A 14,311-nucleotide genomic window follows, 5' to 3' on the forward strand; every position below is an offset into this window, starting at 1 on the left:
CTTAGTCCTTCCTCTGCCATTCTGACAGAGCATGAATCGGATTCCACGGGCTGCCTTGTTGATGACCTTGCCATTCGGTGCCGTCCTCCCATACTTCCTTCTTCCAGATTGGGACAATCTGCTTCAGCCGTTCAATGGCGTAGCGGCTAGCTTCGTAGCAGCTGTCACGATGCGGCGAGGATACAGCGATGACGACACTGGCCTCGCCAATCTCAACGACGCCTATACGGTGGGAGATGGCGGCAATTGTACCGGGCCAGCGCTGCTCGAGCTCGTCTCCAATCTGTTGAAGAGTCTTCACAGCCATAGGTACATAGGCCTCATACTGGAGCTTGACGGTACGCTTGCCGTGGGTCCACTCTCGCGTGGTACCGACGAACACGAGTGAGGCACCGTGCTTAGGAACGATGACCCGGGACATGACAGCATCAACAGATAAGGGAGCCTCCGTTACTGAATATCGACTAGAGCACTCGTCTCCTTCTTCTTCAATCCCTGTGCCATCTTGACCTCCTGAGACAGGAGGCAATAGCGCAAGCTCATCCTTGTTGCTTAATATCGCCTCATCTTGCGCGTAGGCTTGATTGCAGGCGATGAAGCTGATGCGAATGCTATCGGACTGATCAGGATAGCGTTCCGTCAGTTCAGCCTTCAACTCTGCTGCAGACATGTTCTCCTTCGGAAGGGACAGTACGATGGAAGAGGATCCCAGCCTCTCCTGAAGTCCTGCGAACAAGTGAATAGTCCATCTGTAATTCATGGCAGATTACCTCTCATCTCTTCTATACAATATGGGTATAGCATACCATAATCATTCGAATAATGTTATGCTAGAAGGACGTAGAGGGACATAGAAGGGAGTGCATCAGCATGTCCGGATTAACCGATCGATGGGGAAGAGTACATGATTATCTGCGTATATCCGTAACAGATCGCTGTAACCTGCGATGCTTGTATTGCATGCCCGAGGAAGGTGTGGCATTCACGGAGTCTTCGAATCTTCTTAGCTTCGATGATATTGTCCAAGTGGTAGAGGCGGGAGCGAAGCTTGGCATTAGCAAGCTGCGAATTACCGGGGGGGAACCGCTTGTAAGAGCGAATCTCGATCAGTTAATCGTCCGGCTTGCTGGAATTCCCGGTATTGAAGATATCGCGCTAACCACGAACGGGGTTCTGCTCGCCGGTCAGGCTGCGGCCTTGCGCGCTGCAGGAGTAACCCGTGTCAATATAAGCTTGGACACCCTGGATCCAGTTCGCTTCAAGTTCATCGCAAGGCGCGGAGATCTGAAGCGTGTGATGGAAGGCATTGAAGAGGCAGCACGTGTCGGCTTCTCTCCAATCAAGCTGAATTGTGTATTACTTAAGGGAATTAACGAAGACGAGATTACCGACTTCTTGCGTCTCGCCTATGAACAGCCGCTGCATGTGCGGTTCATTGAATATATGCCAATAGGTCATGCCGATGACAATTGGAAGAATCATTATCTGCCGCTGACGAGTGTATTGGATGCAGCAGCCGTGGCCGGATATTCCGTTCAACGCAAGCATAATGTGAAGGGTAATGGACCATCTGATGATTGGGAGATGGAGGGGGGCATCGGCTCCTTCGGCCTGATTCATCCGGTCAGCGACCACTTCTGCAAGAGCTGCAATCGGCTGCGCTTAACCGCTGACGGCTCCATTAACCCTTGTCTCTACTGGGTCGATGAGCTTAACGTTAAGCCAGCGTTAGGAGATGCTGCTGCTCTTGAAGCGGTGTTCGCTAAGGCAATGGCAGTTAAGCCGGAGAATCACGAGATGGCCGCCAAGCTGGCTGATGAAGCATTGACCCATGTGCCGACTGAACGGCGTATGTCACAGATAGGAGGTTGAACAAGATGTCTGATTCAACGACTACTACCGCTGCATGGACAGAGGCCAACATAACGATTAAGCATGAGGGCATGCAGGATAGCAGCACTACACCGAGAGCTATGGCTGATCTTGCCGGGAACACGTTCCCGATAGCACTAAGGGTTCCGGATACAGCTGGAGAGGCTATCGACTTCCTGCAGTGGTACAACGCGTGGCGCAGCTCAGGCGGGCTGGATAGCCAGTCGCCCAATCCCACACAGCTGCTGCTTGAGGCAGCAGATACGTTCGAGGCTGCCATCCCTTGGGAGGAGCTGAAGGAGGCGGCAATCTTGTTCGCTGAGGACGAGAGCGGTATGCCGCTCAGCAAGAACGGACCTATCCGCTTGTACGTGCCGAACGGGAGCAGTAAGTGCCTGAACGTGAAGAGTGTGGTCAAGCTGACCTTCAGCTTCTCCGAGCCGAGCGGCGGCGTGCAGGAGGCTTCCTACGGGTTCAAGAATCACTTCTCTCTAAGCGACTTGCGCAGGAAGGAATAAGGAACATTGGAGTCTAGGAGGCTGCTAGCATGAAGACAGAAGTTGTGCTGCTGCATAGTAACGATATACACAGTCGTCTTGAGAATGCAGCCAAGATAGCCTCCTATATCGCAGAGGAACGGCGGATGTACGGGAGCAGCCGAGTGCTGGCCGTAGATGTCGGAGATCATATGGACCGGATGCGCGCAGAGACTGAGGGCAGCGATGGCCTGGTCAATATTGCATTGCTGAACTCAGCTGGCTATGAGGCCGTTACGATCGGCAATAACGAAGGCTTGACCTACTCCGCTGAAGACTTGCATGAGGCTTATTATAACCATGGAAGATTCAAGGTCGTATGTGCCAATCTGGTTGATCAGAGCACGGGAGAGCTCCCGGAATGGGCAGTGCCTTCAACTGTACTTGTAAAAAAAAACCTAACCATAGGCTTAATCGGCGTCACCGCCAGATTCACCGACTTCTACACGCTGATGGGTTGGGAGGTGTCCGATCCGCTTGAGACCATTCAGCAGCAGGTGAAGAGGCTTCGCGAGCAGGTTGATGTGATCGTAGTCATGTCACATCTGGGCTTGCCTATGGACCGCCGAATTGCGGAAGAGCTTCATGGCGTCGACCTCATATTAGGCGGTCATACGCATCATCTGCTCGAAGAGCCGCTAGTGATTGGGGATACGACCATCTGCGCTGCCGGCAAGTTCGGCGAGCAGCTCGGGCGCGTGGAGATTGGGCTTGATCCCATCACCTCGCGCCCTCTGTTCCGAGCCTCCTGCGTACCTGTAGCCGCACTCGAGGAGCAGCCCGAAGCTGCTGCGATCATCAGCAGCTTCAAGGAGGCGGGCGACCGCCGCCTCAGCCGGATCATCACCCGGCTGAGTGCGCCGCTGCCCGCGAGCACCGAGCGGGAGTCACCGCTCGGCAACCTGCTAGCCGCAGGCCTGCGGCGCTGGACCGATGCCGAGATCGGCATCGTCAACACCGGGCAGCTGCTCGGCGGGCTGCCCTCTGGCGAAGTGACAGCGGGCCAGCTGCACGCCCTCTGTCCTTCGCCTATCAATCCGTGCCGATTGCTCCTCTCCGGCACGAACCTTCGAGCAGCGCTGGAGCAGTCGCTGCTCTGCGAGTACACTCGGAAGCCGATTAAGGGCTTCGGCTTCCGGGGGGAAGTGCTGGGCGGCCTGGCCGTGGACGGGCTCACGATTGCCTATGATCTGAAGCGGCCGCCGCTGGAGCGAATAACCTCTGTCCTAGTGAATGGCAGAGAGCTTGTGAACGAGGCGGTCTATTCGGTTGGAACGATTGATATGTTCACGTTCCGAGTCGGTTACGAGACGCTCAGCCTAGGAGCTCAGCCTAAGTTCTTCTTGCCTGAATTCATCCGCGATGTGCTCGCTGAGGAGCTTCAGAATGAGGACTTACTTAGGCAATGTCAGCTGCGACGTTGGAACGATGGGGAATAATGTTTTAATTTGTCGAATAATCGCAAATAAATCCTTGATTCTTCCTGCATTTTCCCTTACATTAACATTAACAATTAGCCCATCTTTTACCGATGTTAAGTGTAGGAATGCGTTAGGGGAAGGAGCGTACCATGCGGTTAGTGCCCATATCGCAGTGCAGGCCGGGTATGAAGCTGGCCAAAAAAATCTTCTCCCAGGAAGGTCTGGTCCTACTAGGAGAAAATGTCGAATTAAGTTCACGATTAATTACCCGCTTAGCCGAAAGCGGAATTCAATACGTCTATGTCGCTGATCCGCGTACGCAGGATGTCATCCTGCCTGAGGTCATCAGCGATGAGACTCTGCGATTCGCCCTCAAGGAAATCCGAACGAACTTCCGCAGCATGATGAATCGTCCGGCTCAGCGCAAGGGAGTCACGTATCCCTACATCGCTCAGCCCTTCAAGGAAATGATGAATCTGATTATTGATGATCTGTCCTCTCATCACGATGCGATGATTATGCTCATGGACATGGGAATTGTTGATCATTATCTGTTCCAGCACTCTCTGAACGTGTGCATCTATACGACGATGCTCGGGATGGCCCACGGGTATACACGGGATGAGCTGATGATGCTTGGCATGGGTGCCCTGCTTCATGACATTGGCAAGACGCAGATTGCAGTAGATGTGCTGAAGAAGCCAGGCTCCTTGACGAAGGATGAATTCGAGCAGATGAAGCAGCATGCAGAGATTGGGTATCGACTGCTTAAGGACGAGCCTAATGTTCCTCTCGTCGTTGCTCATTGTGCATACCAGCATCATGAGCGGCTGGACGGCAGCGGCTATCCAAGAGGTATACGCGGGAATGAGATTCATGACTTCGCGAAGTGGATCGGGCTAGTCGACTCTTACGATGCGATGACAACTAACCGAGTATACCGCTCTCCGATGCTGCCTCATCATGCCGTTGAGCTGCTGTATGCGGGTACGGGAACGCTGTATGAGCAGCATATGGTGCAGCAATTCCGGGACAAGGTTGCCATCTATCCGCTTGGCATAACCGTCATGCTGCACACCGGTGAGAAGGGGATTGTCGTTGATCTGAATTCTTCCTATCCGCATCGTCCGATTGTAAGGGTTCTCTATAATGAAGCTGGGGAAGAACTTCGCAGTCCGTATGAGACGGATCTGTCCAAGCAGCTCAATACGATGATTGTTAACGTCAATGATGAGCAGTGTGACGTTCCCGCTGCAGTCAGTCTATAGATTTCAGTAAGCTGTGAACGGGAGCCCGGGTGAGGCTCCTTTTTGGTACAGACAGCCTGATCTTCCCTGCCAAGGCCAACAGGTCTAGTTGCTTCTGTCGTATATGAACATTACAATAGAGTGAATAATCATCCTATATACGATATAAGTAAGGTGCTGAATCATGAATATATTGTACAAGAATACGGCTGCTCCGCAGCCGCTAGCTCTATCCCCGACTAATGATCCATGGGATCCCATCCATTCGATGCGCAGGCATGGCCGGCATAAGCTGACCTCCGTAGAGATGACCGTATCCAACCTGTGCAACATGCGCTGTGAGCATTGCGCCGTAGGCGATACCTTAGTGCTAGCCGAGCCTGGCAAAATCCCCCTACCTCTCATGCTGGAGCGGCTTAATGAAGTCGAACACCTAGAGACCATCTCTATTACCGGCGGCGAGCCGTCCTTCTCAGAGAGAACGGTTCATGACTATATCGTTCCGCTGCTGAGCTATGCACGTAACCGTGGGATCTATTCGCAGATTAATTCGAATGTAACTCTTCCTTATAGCCGCTACGAAGCAATGGCTCCTTATCTGGATGTCATGCACATCTCGTTCAACTATACGACGGCAGATGACTTCCATCAGGTGGGCTTCGCGCGCTCCGGACATGAAGTAACCCGCGCAACCGCGGTGAAGCTGTATGACCGGATGATCGACAATGCTCGCCGCTTAAGTGAGGCGGGAGTACTCGTGTCCGCTGAATCTATGATTAACTATCGGACTCATGCGAAGATGGCGGACATTCATAAGCTTATTCTCGAGATGGGCTGTCAGCGGCATGAGGTGCATCCGATGTACCCAAGCTCATTCGCCGAGAATCTGCCTGTCATTACTAGGGAGCAGATGAAGCGCTCAGTCGAGTCGCTGCTGGACGCGAGAGACAAGGACGTATGGATGCTGTTCGGCACGCTGCCGTTCTATGCATGCAGCGAGGATGAGTCAGAGCGCATGCTTCTAAGGAGGCTGGCTGCGGAGCCGAATGTGACGATGCGCAATGATCCGGACGGCCGCAACCGGCTTAACGTTAATTTATTTACCGGAGAAGTGTTCGTGACAGACTTCTCAAGCGTGCCTTCCTTCGGCCGTATACAGAATGACAAGCTTGACGACATCTTCGAGAGCTGGCTTACGGGTTCACTTGCGGGCAGCGTGAACTGCTTCTGTGCTGGAGCAGACTGCTGCGGACCGAATCTGCTGGTCAAGGATATGTATTACAAGGATATCGAATTTCATGAGCGCAGGGCTGTACTCTAGAACTGAAGGAGAGACGTCGCATTGAACCATACCGAATTCCTGCCAGGACAGATTGCAATTAACCTGCTGATTGTTCTGGTTCTTGTCTTGATGAACGGGTTCTTCGTTGCGGCAGAGTTCGCGCTAGTTAAGGTGCGTCAGACGAGGCTCACTCAGCTGTCTAATGAAGGCAATAGGCGGGCTCGTTATGCGCTGAAGGTGAACAGCAAGCTGGATGCTTACCTATCAGCGACACAGCTCGGCATTACTCTCGCATCTCTAGGACTAGGATGGGTTGGAGAGCCTGCTATCTCACATCTCATCGTAGAGCCTATGTTCTATCAGCTGGGAATTACGCAGAGTGTATTCATTCCAACCTTGTCTATCGTGATTGGGTTCCTTGTGATCACGTTCCTCCACATCGTGCTTGGAGAGCTTGCCCCGAAGTCCTTCGCTATTCAGAAGTCTGAAGCGGCGTCCCTGTGGCTGGCCCTGCCTCTCATGTTCTTCTATAAGCTGTTCCTGCCCGCAATCTGGCTCCTTAACGGAGCGGCTAATCGTCTGCTGCGGCTGATCGGGATTGCCCCGGCCGGGGAGCTGGAGGGCGTACATACGGAGGAAGAGATTCGGATTCTCATGAATGAGAGTGCGAAGAGCGGCATTATTGACAAGGATGAGATGAAGCTGTTCGACAATATCTTCGAATTCTCCGATCGGCTGGCACGCGAGGTGATGCTCCCACGTACAGATATGGACTGCCTCTACTGCCATGTTACCTACGAAGAGAATCTGAAGCATGTGTACACGACGAAGCATACTCGGTATCCAGTGGGGCTGGAGGACAAGGATCAGATTATCGGCTTCGTTCACATTACAGATATACTGACTGCTGACCCTGATGAGATTCATGATCTTCGTTCGTTCCTACGCCCGATACTGAGTGTCCCGGAATCGATGGAGATTAGCGAGGTGCTGAAGCTCATGCAGCGCAAGCATTCTCAGCTTGCGATCGTCGTCGATGAGTATGGCGGCACTGCGGGGATGCTTACAACCGAGATGATTCTCGAGGAGATCGTCGGAGAGATTCATGATGAATTTGATGACGAGCTTCCGAGTATTGTAATAACAGGGGATGTCACTTCCGTAGATGGACGGATGCTAATCGAAGAAGTGAATGACCTATTCGGACTTGAGATTATGGACCAGGACGTGGACTCGATTGGCGGATGGATGTTCACCTTGCTCGAAGGTCATCCAGCGCCTGGACAATCCATTCGGCATGAAGGCTATACCTTCGAGGTAGCAGAGTGCGAGCGTCTGCGGGTGCTTAGAGTTCATATCTACCGGAACAAGGATGAAGAGCAAGAGCTGGAAGAGGATCAAGAGGAAGGATAACTAGAAGAGGAGGCCGGATGTGTCCATTAAGACGTTAGTGCTCATTGCAGTTGGGCTGTTTCTTTTGTACTTGTTTTTCACAGTTGGCGCCCCATTCATGCTCGCCATTATTATCGCTATCTTTTTAGAGCCATTGAATCAGCTGTTTATCAGCAAGTTCAGAATGAACCGGCTTGCGGCCGCGACGGTGTCTAGCAGTATTTTCACCCTGTTGCTGCTCGGTCTGTTCGGCTTGCTTGGTGTGAAGCTGGTAGGCGAGCTTATTGCATTCTGGGACCGGGTCCCTGGATACTTCCAAGATGCGAACGGCTTCATTACCTTGAAGATGGATCAAGCGAAGGCGCTGTACGATCACTTGTCACCGGAGGCTGTCGTACAGCTTGAGAATTCCATTACCGGCCTTACCTCCTACCTGAGCAAGATGGTCAGCTCACTGTCGACGACGATCGTCGCCTTCGCCTCTGGGATACCGGGCATGTTCATCTTCTTCATCGTCTTCATCGTTGCTGTCTATATGTTCAGCTTCTCTCTGGATACGATGAAGGGCTCTATTCTCTCTATCTTCGAAGAGTCTTCCAGGCCCCAAGTGAATGATGTGCTGAACAACTTGAAGAGGTCGATCTTCGGGTTCCTTCGCTCCCAGTTCATCTTAAGTGCGATGACGTATGTGATCTCCCTGATCGGGTTGATAATTCTAGACATCAAGTATCCGCTGGCCATTGCGCTGCTCATCGTCATTGTGGACCTCATGCCGATTCTCGGAACGGGATCCGTACTAGTACCTTGGGGAACGTATCTGCTGCTTACTGGCAACGCATATGGCGGGGTTGGACTTATCATTCTCTTCGTGTTCATCACGGTGTTCAGACGAATTGTTGAGCCTAAGATACTAGGAGATGCCGTCGGTATTGGAGCCTTGTCGGCGCTGATCAGTCTCTATGTGGGCTTCAAGCTGGTCGGGGTTATCGGCGTGTTCCTTGGCCCGCTTGTTATCATTATTTATATGGCAGCCCGCAAGGCGGGACTGTTCCAGATCAAGATTCGCTTATAGCAGCTATTAGCTGCTGGGCGGTAGAAGGCTGACTCTTCGGAGTTGGCCTTTTTTTTTTGGGTATGGAATGCACACGCCACATAACGGATTACACCGAAGCATAGATTGGATAGTAATGGATAATGTAGTATGCTGCTATACCTACACCGAGGAGGTCATGATGTGAACCAGTCAGAGTCCGATCGGAGCCAGCTTAGAGAATGGGAGCCGTTCATCTCTCCGTATGATCCTTGTCCGCCTATGAGGGTGAGAACGTATGTCGTACCACCTAACCAATATATGCCTTATCAGCCGATGAATCTGCCGCAATGGTCTCCGCGAGAGGCGCTCCGTCTAGGAACGCTGTGGCCGGCTCTATACAGCCCATATTCATCCAAGAGACATGGGGGGCATGACGAATGAGTATTACGCTGGATGAAGCCTATTACAAGAAGCTGGAGGAGCTGCAGAGCTTGGACTTCGTCCTGGTCGAGCTGACCTTGTACCTGGACACCCATCCGAATGACCTAACGGCGCTGCAGCAGTTCAATCAACTGGCGCAGCAGCGACAGGGAATCGCTCAGCAATATGAGCTGGAATATGGTCCGCTGCTGCAGTACGGGCGCAGTTATTCTAGATATCCTTGGGCTTGGTCTGCTGGGCCTTGGCCGTGGCAGGTGTAGAAGGGAGAGCTAAGGAATGTGGATCTATGAGAAAAAACTGCAATATCCAGTCAAGGTGAGCAAATGCGATCCGCGTATGGCAAAGTACTTGACCGAGCAGTACGGAGGTGCAGATGGTGAATTGTCGGCAGCCCTGAGGTATCTGAATCAACGCTATACGATTCCGGACAAGGTTGTAGGGTTATTGACAGATATTGGAACTGAGGAATTCGCACACTTGGAGATGATTGCTACCATGATCTACAAGCTGACGAAGGATGCGACTGTGGAGGAGCTGGAGGCAGCAGGGCTAGGTCCTCATTATGTAAGCCATGATAGCGCACTCTATTATGCCAATGCCTCGGGTGTACCTTGGACAGCCGCATACATTCAGGCGAAGGGCGATCCTCTGGCGGATCTGTATGAAGATATTGCTGCGGAAGAGAAGGCCCGAGCTACCTATCAGTGGCTAATCGACATGACGGACGATGTGGACCTGCAGGATGGTCTCAAGTTCCTGCGGGAGCGTGAGATTATTCATGCCCTTCGCTTCCGGGAAGCGGTCGAGATTATTAAGGACGACAGAGGGAAGAAGAAGGTGTTCTAGCAGGTACATAACGACTATTCGAGGTTATTCCGTTTGAGGAATAACCTTTTTGTTATGTAACTTGTTATGCTAGTGGAATCCGCATCGATCTCTATGACAACAACCACAGTTAAATGAATTGCCGATATTGATTAACCCTAGTGAAATTGTGCGGACGCTTACATGATACAATTGTATTATACTAATCAATCAATTCATGCATAACGAAGGGATGATGCGCGAATGAGCACCGTACGAATCGGCATTATTGGACTAGGCAATATGGGAACGGGTCATGCCAATTATTTAATTAAAAACGCGGTGAAGGGCGGTCAGCTTACGGCTATATGCGACATTAATCCAGATAGGCTGAAGTGGGCGAAGGAGAATCTTGGCGAAGGCGTTGCTTGCTTCAAGGACGCGGACCAAATGCTGGATTCCGGCTTAATTGACGGAGTAATCGTGAACACTCCTCACTATGATCACCCAGCTCAAGTCATTAAGGTGCTGGGGAAAGGTCTCCATGTGCTCGTAGAGAAGCCGGCCGGTGTGTATACGAAGCAGGTTAGAGAGATGAATGAAGCAGCAGCGAAGTCAGATAAAGTGTTCGGCATCATGTACAACCAACGGACGAATCCGCTCTATGCGAAGCTGAAGGAACTTATTGCCTCTGGAGAGCTCGGTGAGATACGCCGTACGAACTGGATCATTACAAGCTGGTATCGTTCCCAGAGCTATTATAACTCCGGCGGCTGGCGGGCAACTTGGGCTGGCGAAGGCGGCGGTGTGCTCATTAATCAGGATCCGCATCAGCTGGATCTGTGGCAGTGGACGACAGGCCTGATGCCGAAGCGAATCCGAGCCTTCTGCTCCTTCGGGAAGCATCGCGATATTGAAGTTGAGAATGAAGTAACGGCATATGCCGAGTATGACAATGGCGCAACAGGCGTATTCGTTACCTCCACCTGCGAGACGCCGGGCACGAATCGGTTCGAGATTACTGGGGACCGCGGCAAGATCGTCATTGAGGATGACAAGATGACCTTCTGGCGTACTCGTGTGTCGGAGACGGAATTCAACCAGACCTATCAAGGCGGATTCGGTGAACCGGAGTGCTGGAAGTTCGATATACCAGCCCCAGGTGACAATCCACAGCATCAAGGCATTACGCAGAACTGGGTTAATGCTATACTGACAGGTTCACCTCTGCTTGCTCCAGGTGAAGAAGGCATCAAGGGTCTGATGATCTCTAATGCAATGCTGCTGTCCACTTGGACGGACAACTGGGTTGACCTCCCGATTGATGAAGATCTGTTCTATTCCCATCTGCAGGATAAGATTGCGAATTCATCCTACAAGAAGCCGTCAGCGGAAGCGGTCACGCTTAACGTAGGCGGAACTCATTAAGGAGCACACGAGCTATGACGAATAAGGATGGAATGAATTATGCACCACAAGGCAAGCCACAGCCCGTCGTCGGCAGAGGAGACTATATCTTCGCAGCCATGTCACTGGATCATGGACATATCTATGGGATGTGCAACGGACTTAGGGAAGCAGGAGCAACGCTGAAGTGGGTCTATGATGCCGATGCAGACAAGGTGAAGCGATTCCTGGAGACATACCCTGAAGCGCAGGCTGCGGAGTCGGAGGAACAGATCTTGCAAGATGCGGAAGTATCGCTCGTAGCCGCCGCTGCTATCCCTTCCTTGCGTGGTCCGCTTGGCGTGAAGGTGATGGAGCATGGCAAGGATTACTTCACAGACAAGACTCCGTTCACCTCACTTGATCAACTGGAGCAAGCAAGATTGACGACGGCTTCTACAGGCAGGAAGTATGCCGTGTACTACAGTGAGAGGCTTCATACGGAGAGCGGTGTGTATGCTGGTGAGCTCATTAAGGAAGGGGCAATTGGGCGTGTCGTTCAGGTGCTTGGCCTTGGCCCTCATCGCTTGAATGCGTCGTCCCGTCCGTCCTGGTTCTTCGAGAAGGAGAAGTACGGCGGCATCCTATGTGATATCGGAAGCCATCAGATTGAGCAGTTCCTGCACTATACCGGCGCTAAGGATGCTCACATTAACAGCGCTCGTATCGCGAACTACAACAATCATCAGTATCCTGAGCTGGAGGATTACGGCGATGCTTCGCTCACAGGAGATAATGGGGCTGCCGGGTACTTCCGTGTCGATTGGCTGACGCCGGATGGCCTAAGCACTTGGGGAGACGGCAGGACGGTCATCATGGGTACGACAGGCTACATCGAGCTGCGTAAGTATGTCGATATTGCTCGCGGCGGCGGGGGGGATCAGCTGTACCTGGTCAATGCTGGCGGAGAGAAGCATATGAATCTGCAAGGCAAGGTCGGCTATCCTTACTTCGGTGAACTCATTCTAGATTGCTTGAATCGAACGGAACTTGCCATGACACAGGAGCATACCTTCAAGGCGGCGGAGCTGTGCCTCATTGCCCAGAGAGATGCCATCCGGATTCATAATAGCGAACGATAAGATAGAGGAGGCAGTACAAGATGAAGTTATCCATATTCACCGTCGCAACACCGGAATTATCGCCTGAAGAGCTGGCTGCTGCAGCGAAGGAAGCAGGCTTGCAGGGTATCGAGTGGCGCTACAAGGAAGTACCCGAAGGTGCAGAGGACGATGAGCCTTCCTTCTGGGGCAACAACCGCAGCTCCATCTCCCCCTATCTTCCGCTCTCTGAACTGAGCCGCTACAAGCAGGCTGCAGAGAACGAAGGATTAATCTCCCTCGCTGTGACCCCATACGTAGGAGCGGGGGATGTTGCCGGCACGGAACGAGTGCTGCAGGCAGCCCGTGAGCTGGGGGCGTCCTTCATCCGGGTTGGTGTTCCCGTCTATGACGGAACCGTTCACTTCCGTGACCTCTACAAGCAAGGACGGGATTATCTCGAAGTAGTCCAGCCGCTATGCAAGGAGTATGGAGTGAAGGGGTTAGTTGAGACCCATCACAAGACCATTACCGCAAGTGCCAGCGGAGCTCAAGCACTCGTTCAAGGGCTTGACCCTGATCACATTGGCGTACTGTTCGATCCCGGCAATATGGTTCATGAAGGCTTCGAGAATTACAAGATGGGCATAGAGCTGCTTGGTCCTTACCTCGCTCATGTACATGTCAAGAATGCTTCATGGATAACGGAAGGCATGAATGAAGACGGCTCTGCGAAGTGGCAATCGGGCTGGGCCCCGCTGAATGAGGGCATGGTGCCTTGGAAGCAGGTCGTTGATGCTCTTAGAGCTTCAGGTTACGATGGATATTATGGAGTGGAGGACTTCAGCGGACAGTATGCAACTTCACCTGCTATGCTTCAGAACTTCGCTGACTTCATGAGGAGCTTGTAAGGAGATGGGAGACTGGACCTATGATGGAGGAACACCACAGCTTCCCCCTTCACAGCTTGTTCATATCTCCTACCGATCGGATAGACCGATTGAGCCTGTCTTCCATTCCCATCCCTTCTATGAGGTCTATTACTTCCATAGCGGCAAGTGTAATTATCTCATTGGCGACCGAATCTATGTGCTAGCTCCAGGCGATCTCATTCTTATGAACGGCATGACGCTTCATTGCCCGAAGATTGGCCCGGACGTGCCTTATATTCGGACTACGATTCACTTCAATTCTTCGGGGATGCTGCCGCTGCTGCAGCTCTCCGGCAGTATTAACTTCCTTAAGCCATTCCAGGAGCTTGGCAACTACCGGCTTCGCCTTCATGGCGAGGATCGTGTGCGAATTGAACAGAGATTGTTACAGATGCATGAGCTGCAGCAGCGGGGGGATGAACTGGGCTCTAATCGATGTGCGCTGGCGTTCGCTGATCTGCTCTACCTGATCTACGAGCTGTGCGAGCTCCCGCTGAGCGACAAGAAGGAGCAATCCTATGATCGTGAGAGCACCGTTCAAGCCATCATTACCTATGTGGAGGCTCACTATACAGAGAGCTTCGGTCTCGATGATCTAGGGGCAGAGCTGCATATGAGCAAGCACTATCTGTCCAAGCTGTTCAAGGAAGTGACCGGCGTGACCATCTTCGATTATGTGTACCAGCGGCGTATTAACCAAGCGAAGATTATGCTGCTGCTTGACGGGTCCTTGTCCTTAACGGAGGTTAGTTATTCCCTTGGCTTCAAGCATCTCGCTCACTTCAGCCGGGTGTTCAAGAGGCAGATCGGCCAGACTCCCGAGCGTTACAGGAGATTGGTGAACAGCAGTCTCCTCTGAAGGTCT

The 14,311-nt window shown here is 52.2% G+C and carries 15 protein-coding genes; 14 read left to right on the forward strand and 1 reads right to left on the reverse strand.

The annotated features are described in order from the left end of the window. Position 1: 1 nt before the first annotated feature. Positions 2–760, reverse strand: a complete 759-nt coding sequence (locus ACFO9Q_RS06110; RefSeq protein ID WP_379179781.1) for a molybdenum cofactor biosynthesis protein — start codon at positions 758–760, stop codon at positions 2–4. A 110-nt stretch (positions 761–870) separates the two neighbouring features. Here ACFO9Q_RS06110 and moaA point away from each other — a divergent pair, with 110 nt between their 5' ends. From moaA to ACFO9Q_RS06180, 14 genes are all read left to right on the forward strand, one after another. Then, positions 871–1,872, forward strand: coding sequence for a GTP 3',8-cyclase MoaA (gene moaA, locus ACFO9Q_RS06115; protein ID WP_379179783.1), 1,002 nt, complete (start codon positions 871–873; stop codon positions 1,870–1,872). 5 nt (positions 1,873–1,877) lie between these two features. After that, a complete protein-coding gene (locus ACFO9Q_RS06120) occupies positions 1,878–2,390 on the forward strand; it encodes a hypothetical protein (protein ID WP_379179785.1) in 513 nt (170 codons plus the stop codon). A 29-nt stretch (positions 2,391–2,419) separates the two neighbouring features. After that, on the forward strand, positions 2,420–3,847 hold the full coding sequence (locus tag ACFO9Q_RS06125; protein WP_379179787.1) for a bifunctional metallophosphatase/5'-nucleotidase: 1,428 nt from the start codon (positions 2,420–2,422) through the stop codon (positions 3,845–3,847). A 131-nt stretch (positions 3,848–3,978) separates the two neighbouring features. After that, entirely contained in the window at positions 3,979–5,097 is a 1,119-nt protein-coding gene (locus tag ACFO9Q_RS06130) for an HD-GYP domain-containing protein (protein ID WP_379179789.1), read from the forward strand. Between the two features lie 163 nt (positions 5,098–5,260). Then, entirely contained in the window at positions 5,261–6,397 is a 1,137-nt protein-coding gene (gene yfkAB / locus ACFO9Q_RS06135; RefSeq protein WP_379179791.1) for a radical SAM/CxCxxxxC motif protein YfkAB, read from the forward strand. A 21-nt stretch (positions 6,398–6,418) separates the two neighbouring features. After that, complete coding sequence (locus tag ACFO9Q_RS06140) at positions 6,419–7,771, forward strand: hemolysin family protein (RefSeq protein WP_379179793.1); 1,353 nt, start codon at positions 6,419–6,421, stop codon at positions 7,769–7,771. A 19-nt stretch (positions 7,772–7,790) separates the two neighbouring features. Beyond that, positions 7,791–8,822 carry a sporulation integral membrane protein YtvI gene (gene ytvI / locus ACFO9Q_RS06145; protein WP_379179795.1) on the forward strand — a complete coding sequence of 344 codons (1,032 nt, stop codon included), beginning with the start codon at positions 7,791–7,793 and terminating at the stop codon, positions 8,820–8,822. Between the two features lie 240 nt (positions 8,823–9,062). Further along, positions 9,063–9,224 carry a spore coat associated protein CotJA gene (locus ACFO9Q_RS06150; RefSeq protein ID WP_379180596.1) on the forward strand — a complete coding sequence of 54 codons (162 nt, stop codon included), beginning with the start codon at positions 9,063–9,065 and terminating at the stop codon, positions 9,222–9,224. Next, complete coding sequence (locus ACFO9Q_RS06155) at positions 9,221–9,484, forward strand: spore coat protein CotJB (RefSeq protein ID WP_379179797.1); 264 nt, start codon at positions 9,221–9,223, stop codon at positions 9,482–9,484. The genes ACFO9Q_RS06150 and ACFO9Q_RS06155 overlap by 4 nt, the downstream gene beginning before the upstream one ends. Positions 9,485–9,500: 16 nt before the next feature. Then, positions 9,501–10,070 carry a manganese catalase family protein gene (locus ACFO9Q_RS06160; RefSeq protein WP_379179799.1) on the forward strand — a complete coding sequence of 190 codons (570 nt, stop codon included), beginning with the start codon at positions 9,501–9,503 and terminating at the stop codon, positions 10,068–10,070. Positions 10,071–10,292: 222 nt separating this feature from the next. Next, positions 10,293–11,456, forward strand: a complete 1,164-nt coding sequence (locus tag ACFO9Q_RS06165) for a Gfo/Idh/MocA family protein (RefSeq protein WP_379179801.1) — start codon at positions 10,293–10,295, stop codon at positions 11,454–11,456. A gap of 14 nt (positions 11,457–11,470) precedes the next feature. Beyond that, entirely contained in the window at positions 11,471–12,556 is a 1,086-nt protein-coding gene (locus tag ACFO9Q_RS06170; RefSeq protein ID WP_379179803.1) for a Gfo/Idh/MocA family protein, read from the forward strand. Between the two features lie 20 nt (positions 12,557–12,576). Next, a complete protein-coding gene (locus ACFO9Q_RS06175) occupies positions 12,577–13,425 on the forward strand; it encodes a sugar phosphate isomerase/epimerase family protein (RefSeq protein WP_379179805.1) in 849 nt (282 codons plus the stop codon). Between the two features lie 4 nt (positions 13,426–13,429). Further along, complete coding sequence (locus ACFO9Q_RS06180; RefSeq protein WP_379179807.1) at positions 13,430–14,305, forward strand: AraC family transcriptional regulator; 876 nt, start codon at positions 13,430–13,432, stop codon at positions 14,303–14,305. The last annotated feature ends 6 nt before the right edge of the window (positions 14,306–14,311 follow it).

The sequence above is a fragment of the Paenibacillus sp. GCM10023252 genome, from assembly GCF_042653305.1.
Taxonomy (GTDB): domain Bacteria; phylum Bacillota; class Bacilli; order Paenibacillales; family Paenibacillaceae; genus Pristimantibacillus.

Bases quoted from the DNA above. Each gene is read 5' to 3' on its own strand.
- ACFO9Q_RS06110 (WP_379179781.1), bottom strand. From the start codon at position 760: ATGAATTACAGATGGACTATTCACTTGTTCGCAGGACTTCAGGAGAGG.
- moaA (WP_379179783.1), top strand. From the start codon at position 871: ATGTCCGGATTAACCGATCGATGGGGAAGAGTACATGATTATCTGCGT.
- ACFO9Q_RS06120 (WP_379179785.1), top strand. From the start codon at position 1,878: ATGTCTGATTCAACGACTACTACCGCTGCATGGACAGAGGCCAACATA.
- ACFO9Q_RS06125 (WP_379179787.1), top strand. From the start codon at position 2,420: ATGAAGACAGAAGTTGTGCTGCTGCATAGTAACGATATACACAGTCGT.
- ACFO9Q_RS06130 (WP_379179789.1), top strand. From the start codon at position 3,979: ATGCGGTTAGTGCCCATATCGCAGTGCAGGCCGGGTATGAAGCTGGCC.
- yfkAB (WP_379179791.1), top strand. From the start codon at position 5,261: ATGAATATATTGTACAAGAATACGGCTGCTCCGCAGCCGCTAGCTCTA.
- ACFO9Q_RS06150 (WP_379180596.1), top strand. From the start codon at position 9,063: ATGAGGGTGAGAACGTATGTCGTACCACCTAACCAATATATGCCTTAT.
- ACFO9Q_RS06155 (WP_379179797.1), top strand. From the start codon at position 9,221: ATGAGTATTACGCTGGATGAAGCCTATTACAAGAAGCTGGAGGAGCTG.
- ACFO9Q_RS06160 (WP_379179799.1), top strand. From the start codon at position 9,501: ATGTGGATCTATGAGAAAAAACTGCAATATCCAGTCAAGGTGAGCAAA.
- ACFO9Q_RS06165 (WP_379179801.1), top strand. From the start codon at position 10,293: ATGAGCACCGTACGAATCGGCATTATTGGACTAGGCAATATGGGAACG.
- ACFO9Q_RS06170 (WP_379179803.1), top strand. From the start codon at position 11,471: ATGACGAATAAGGATGGAATGAATTATGCACCACAAGGCAAGCCACAG.
- ACFO9Q_RS06175 (WP_379179805.1), top strand. From the start codon at position 12,577: ATGAAGTTATCCATATTCACCGTCGCAACACCGGAATTATCGCCTGAA.
- ACFO9Q_RS06180 (WP_379179807.1), top strand. From the start codon at position 13,430: ATGGGAGACTGGACCTATGATGGAGGAACACCACAGCTTCCCCCTTCA.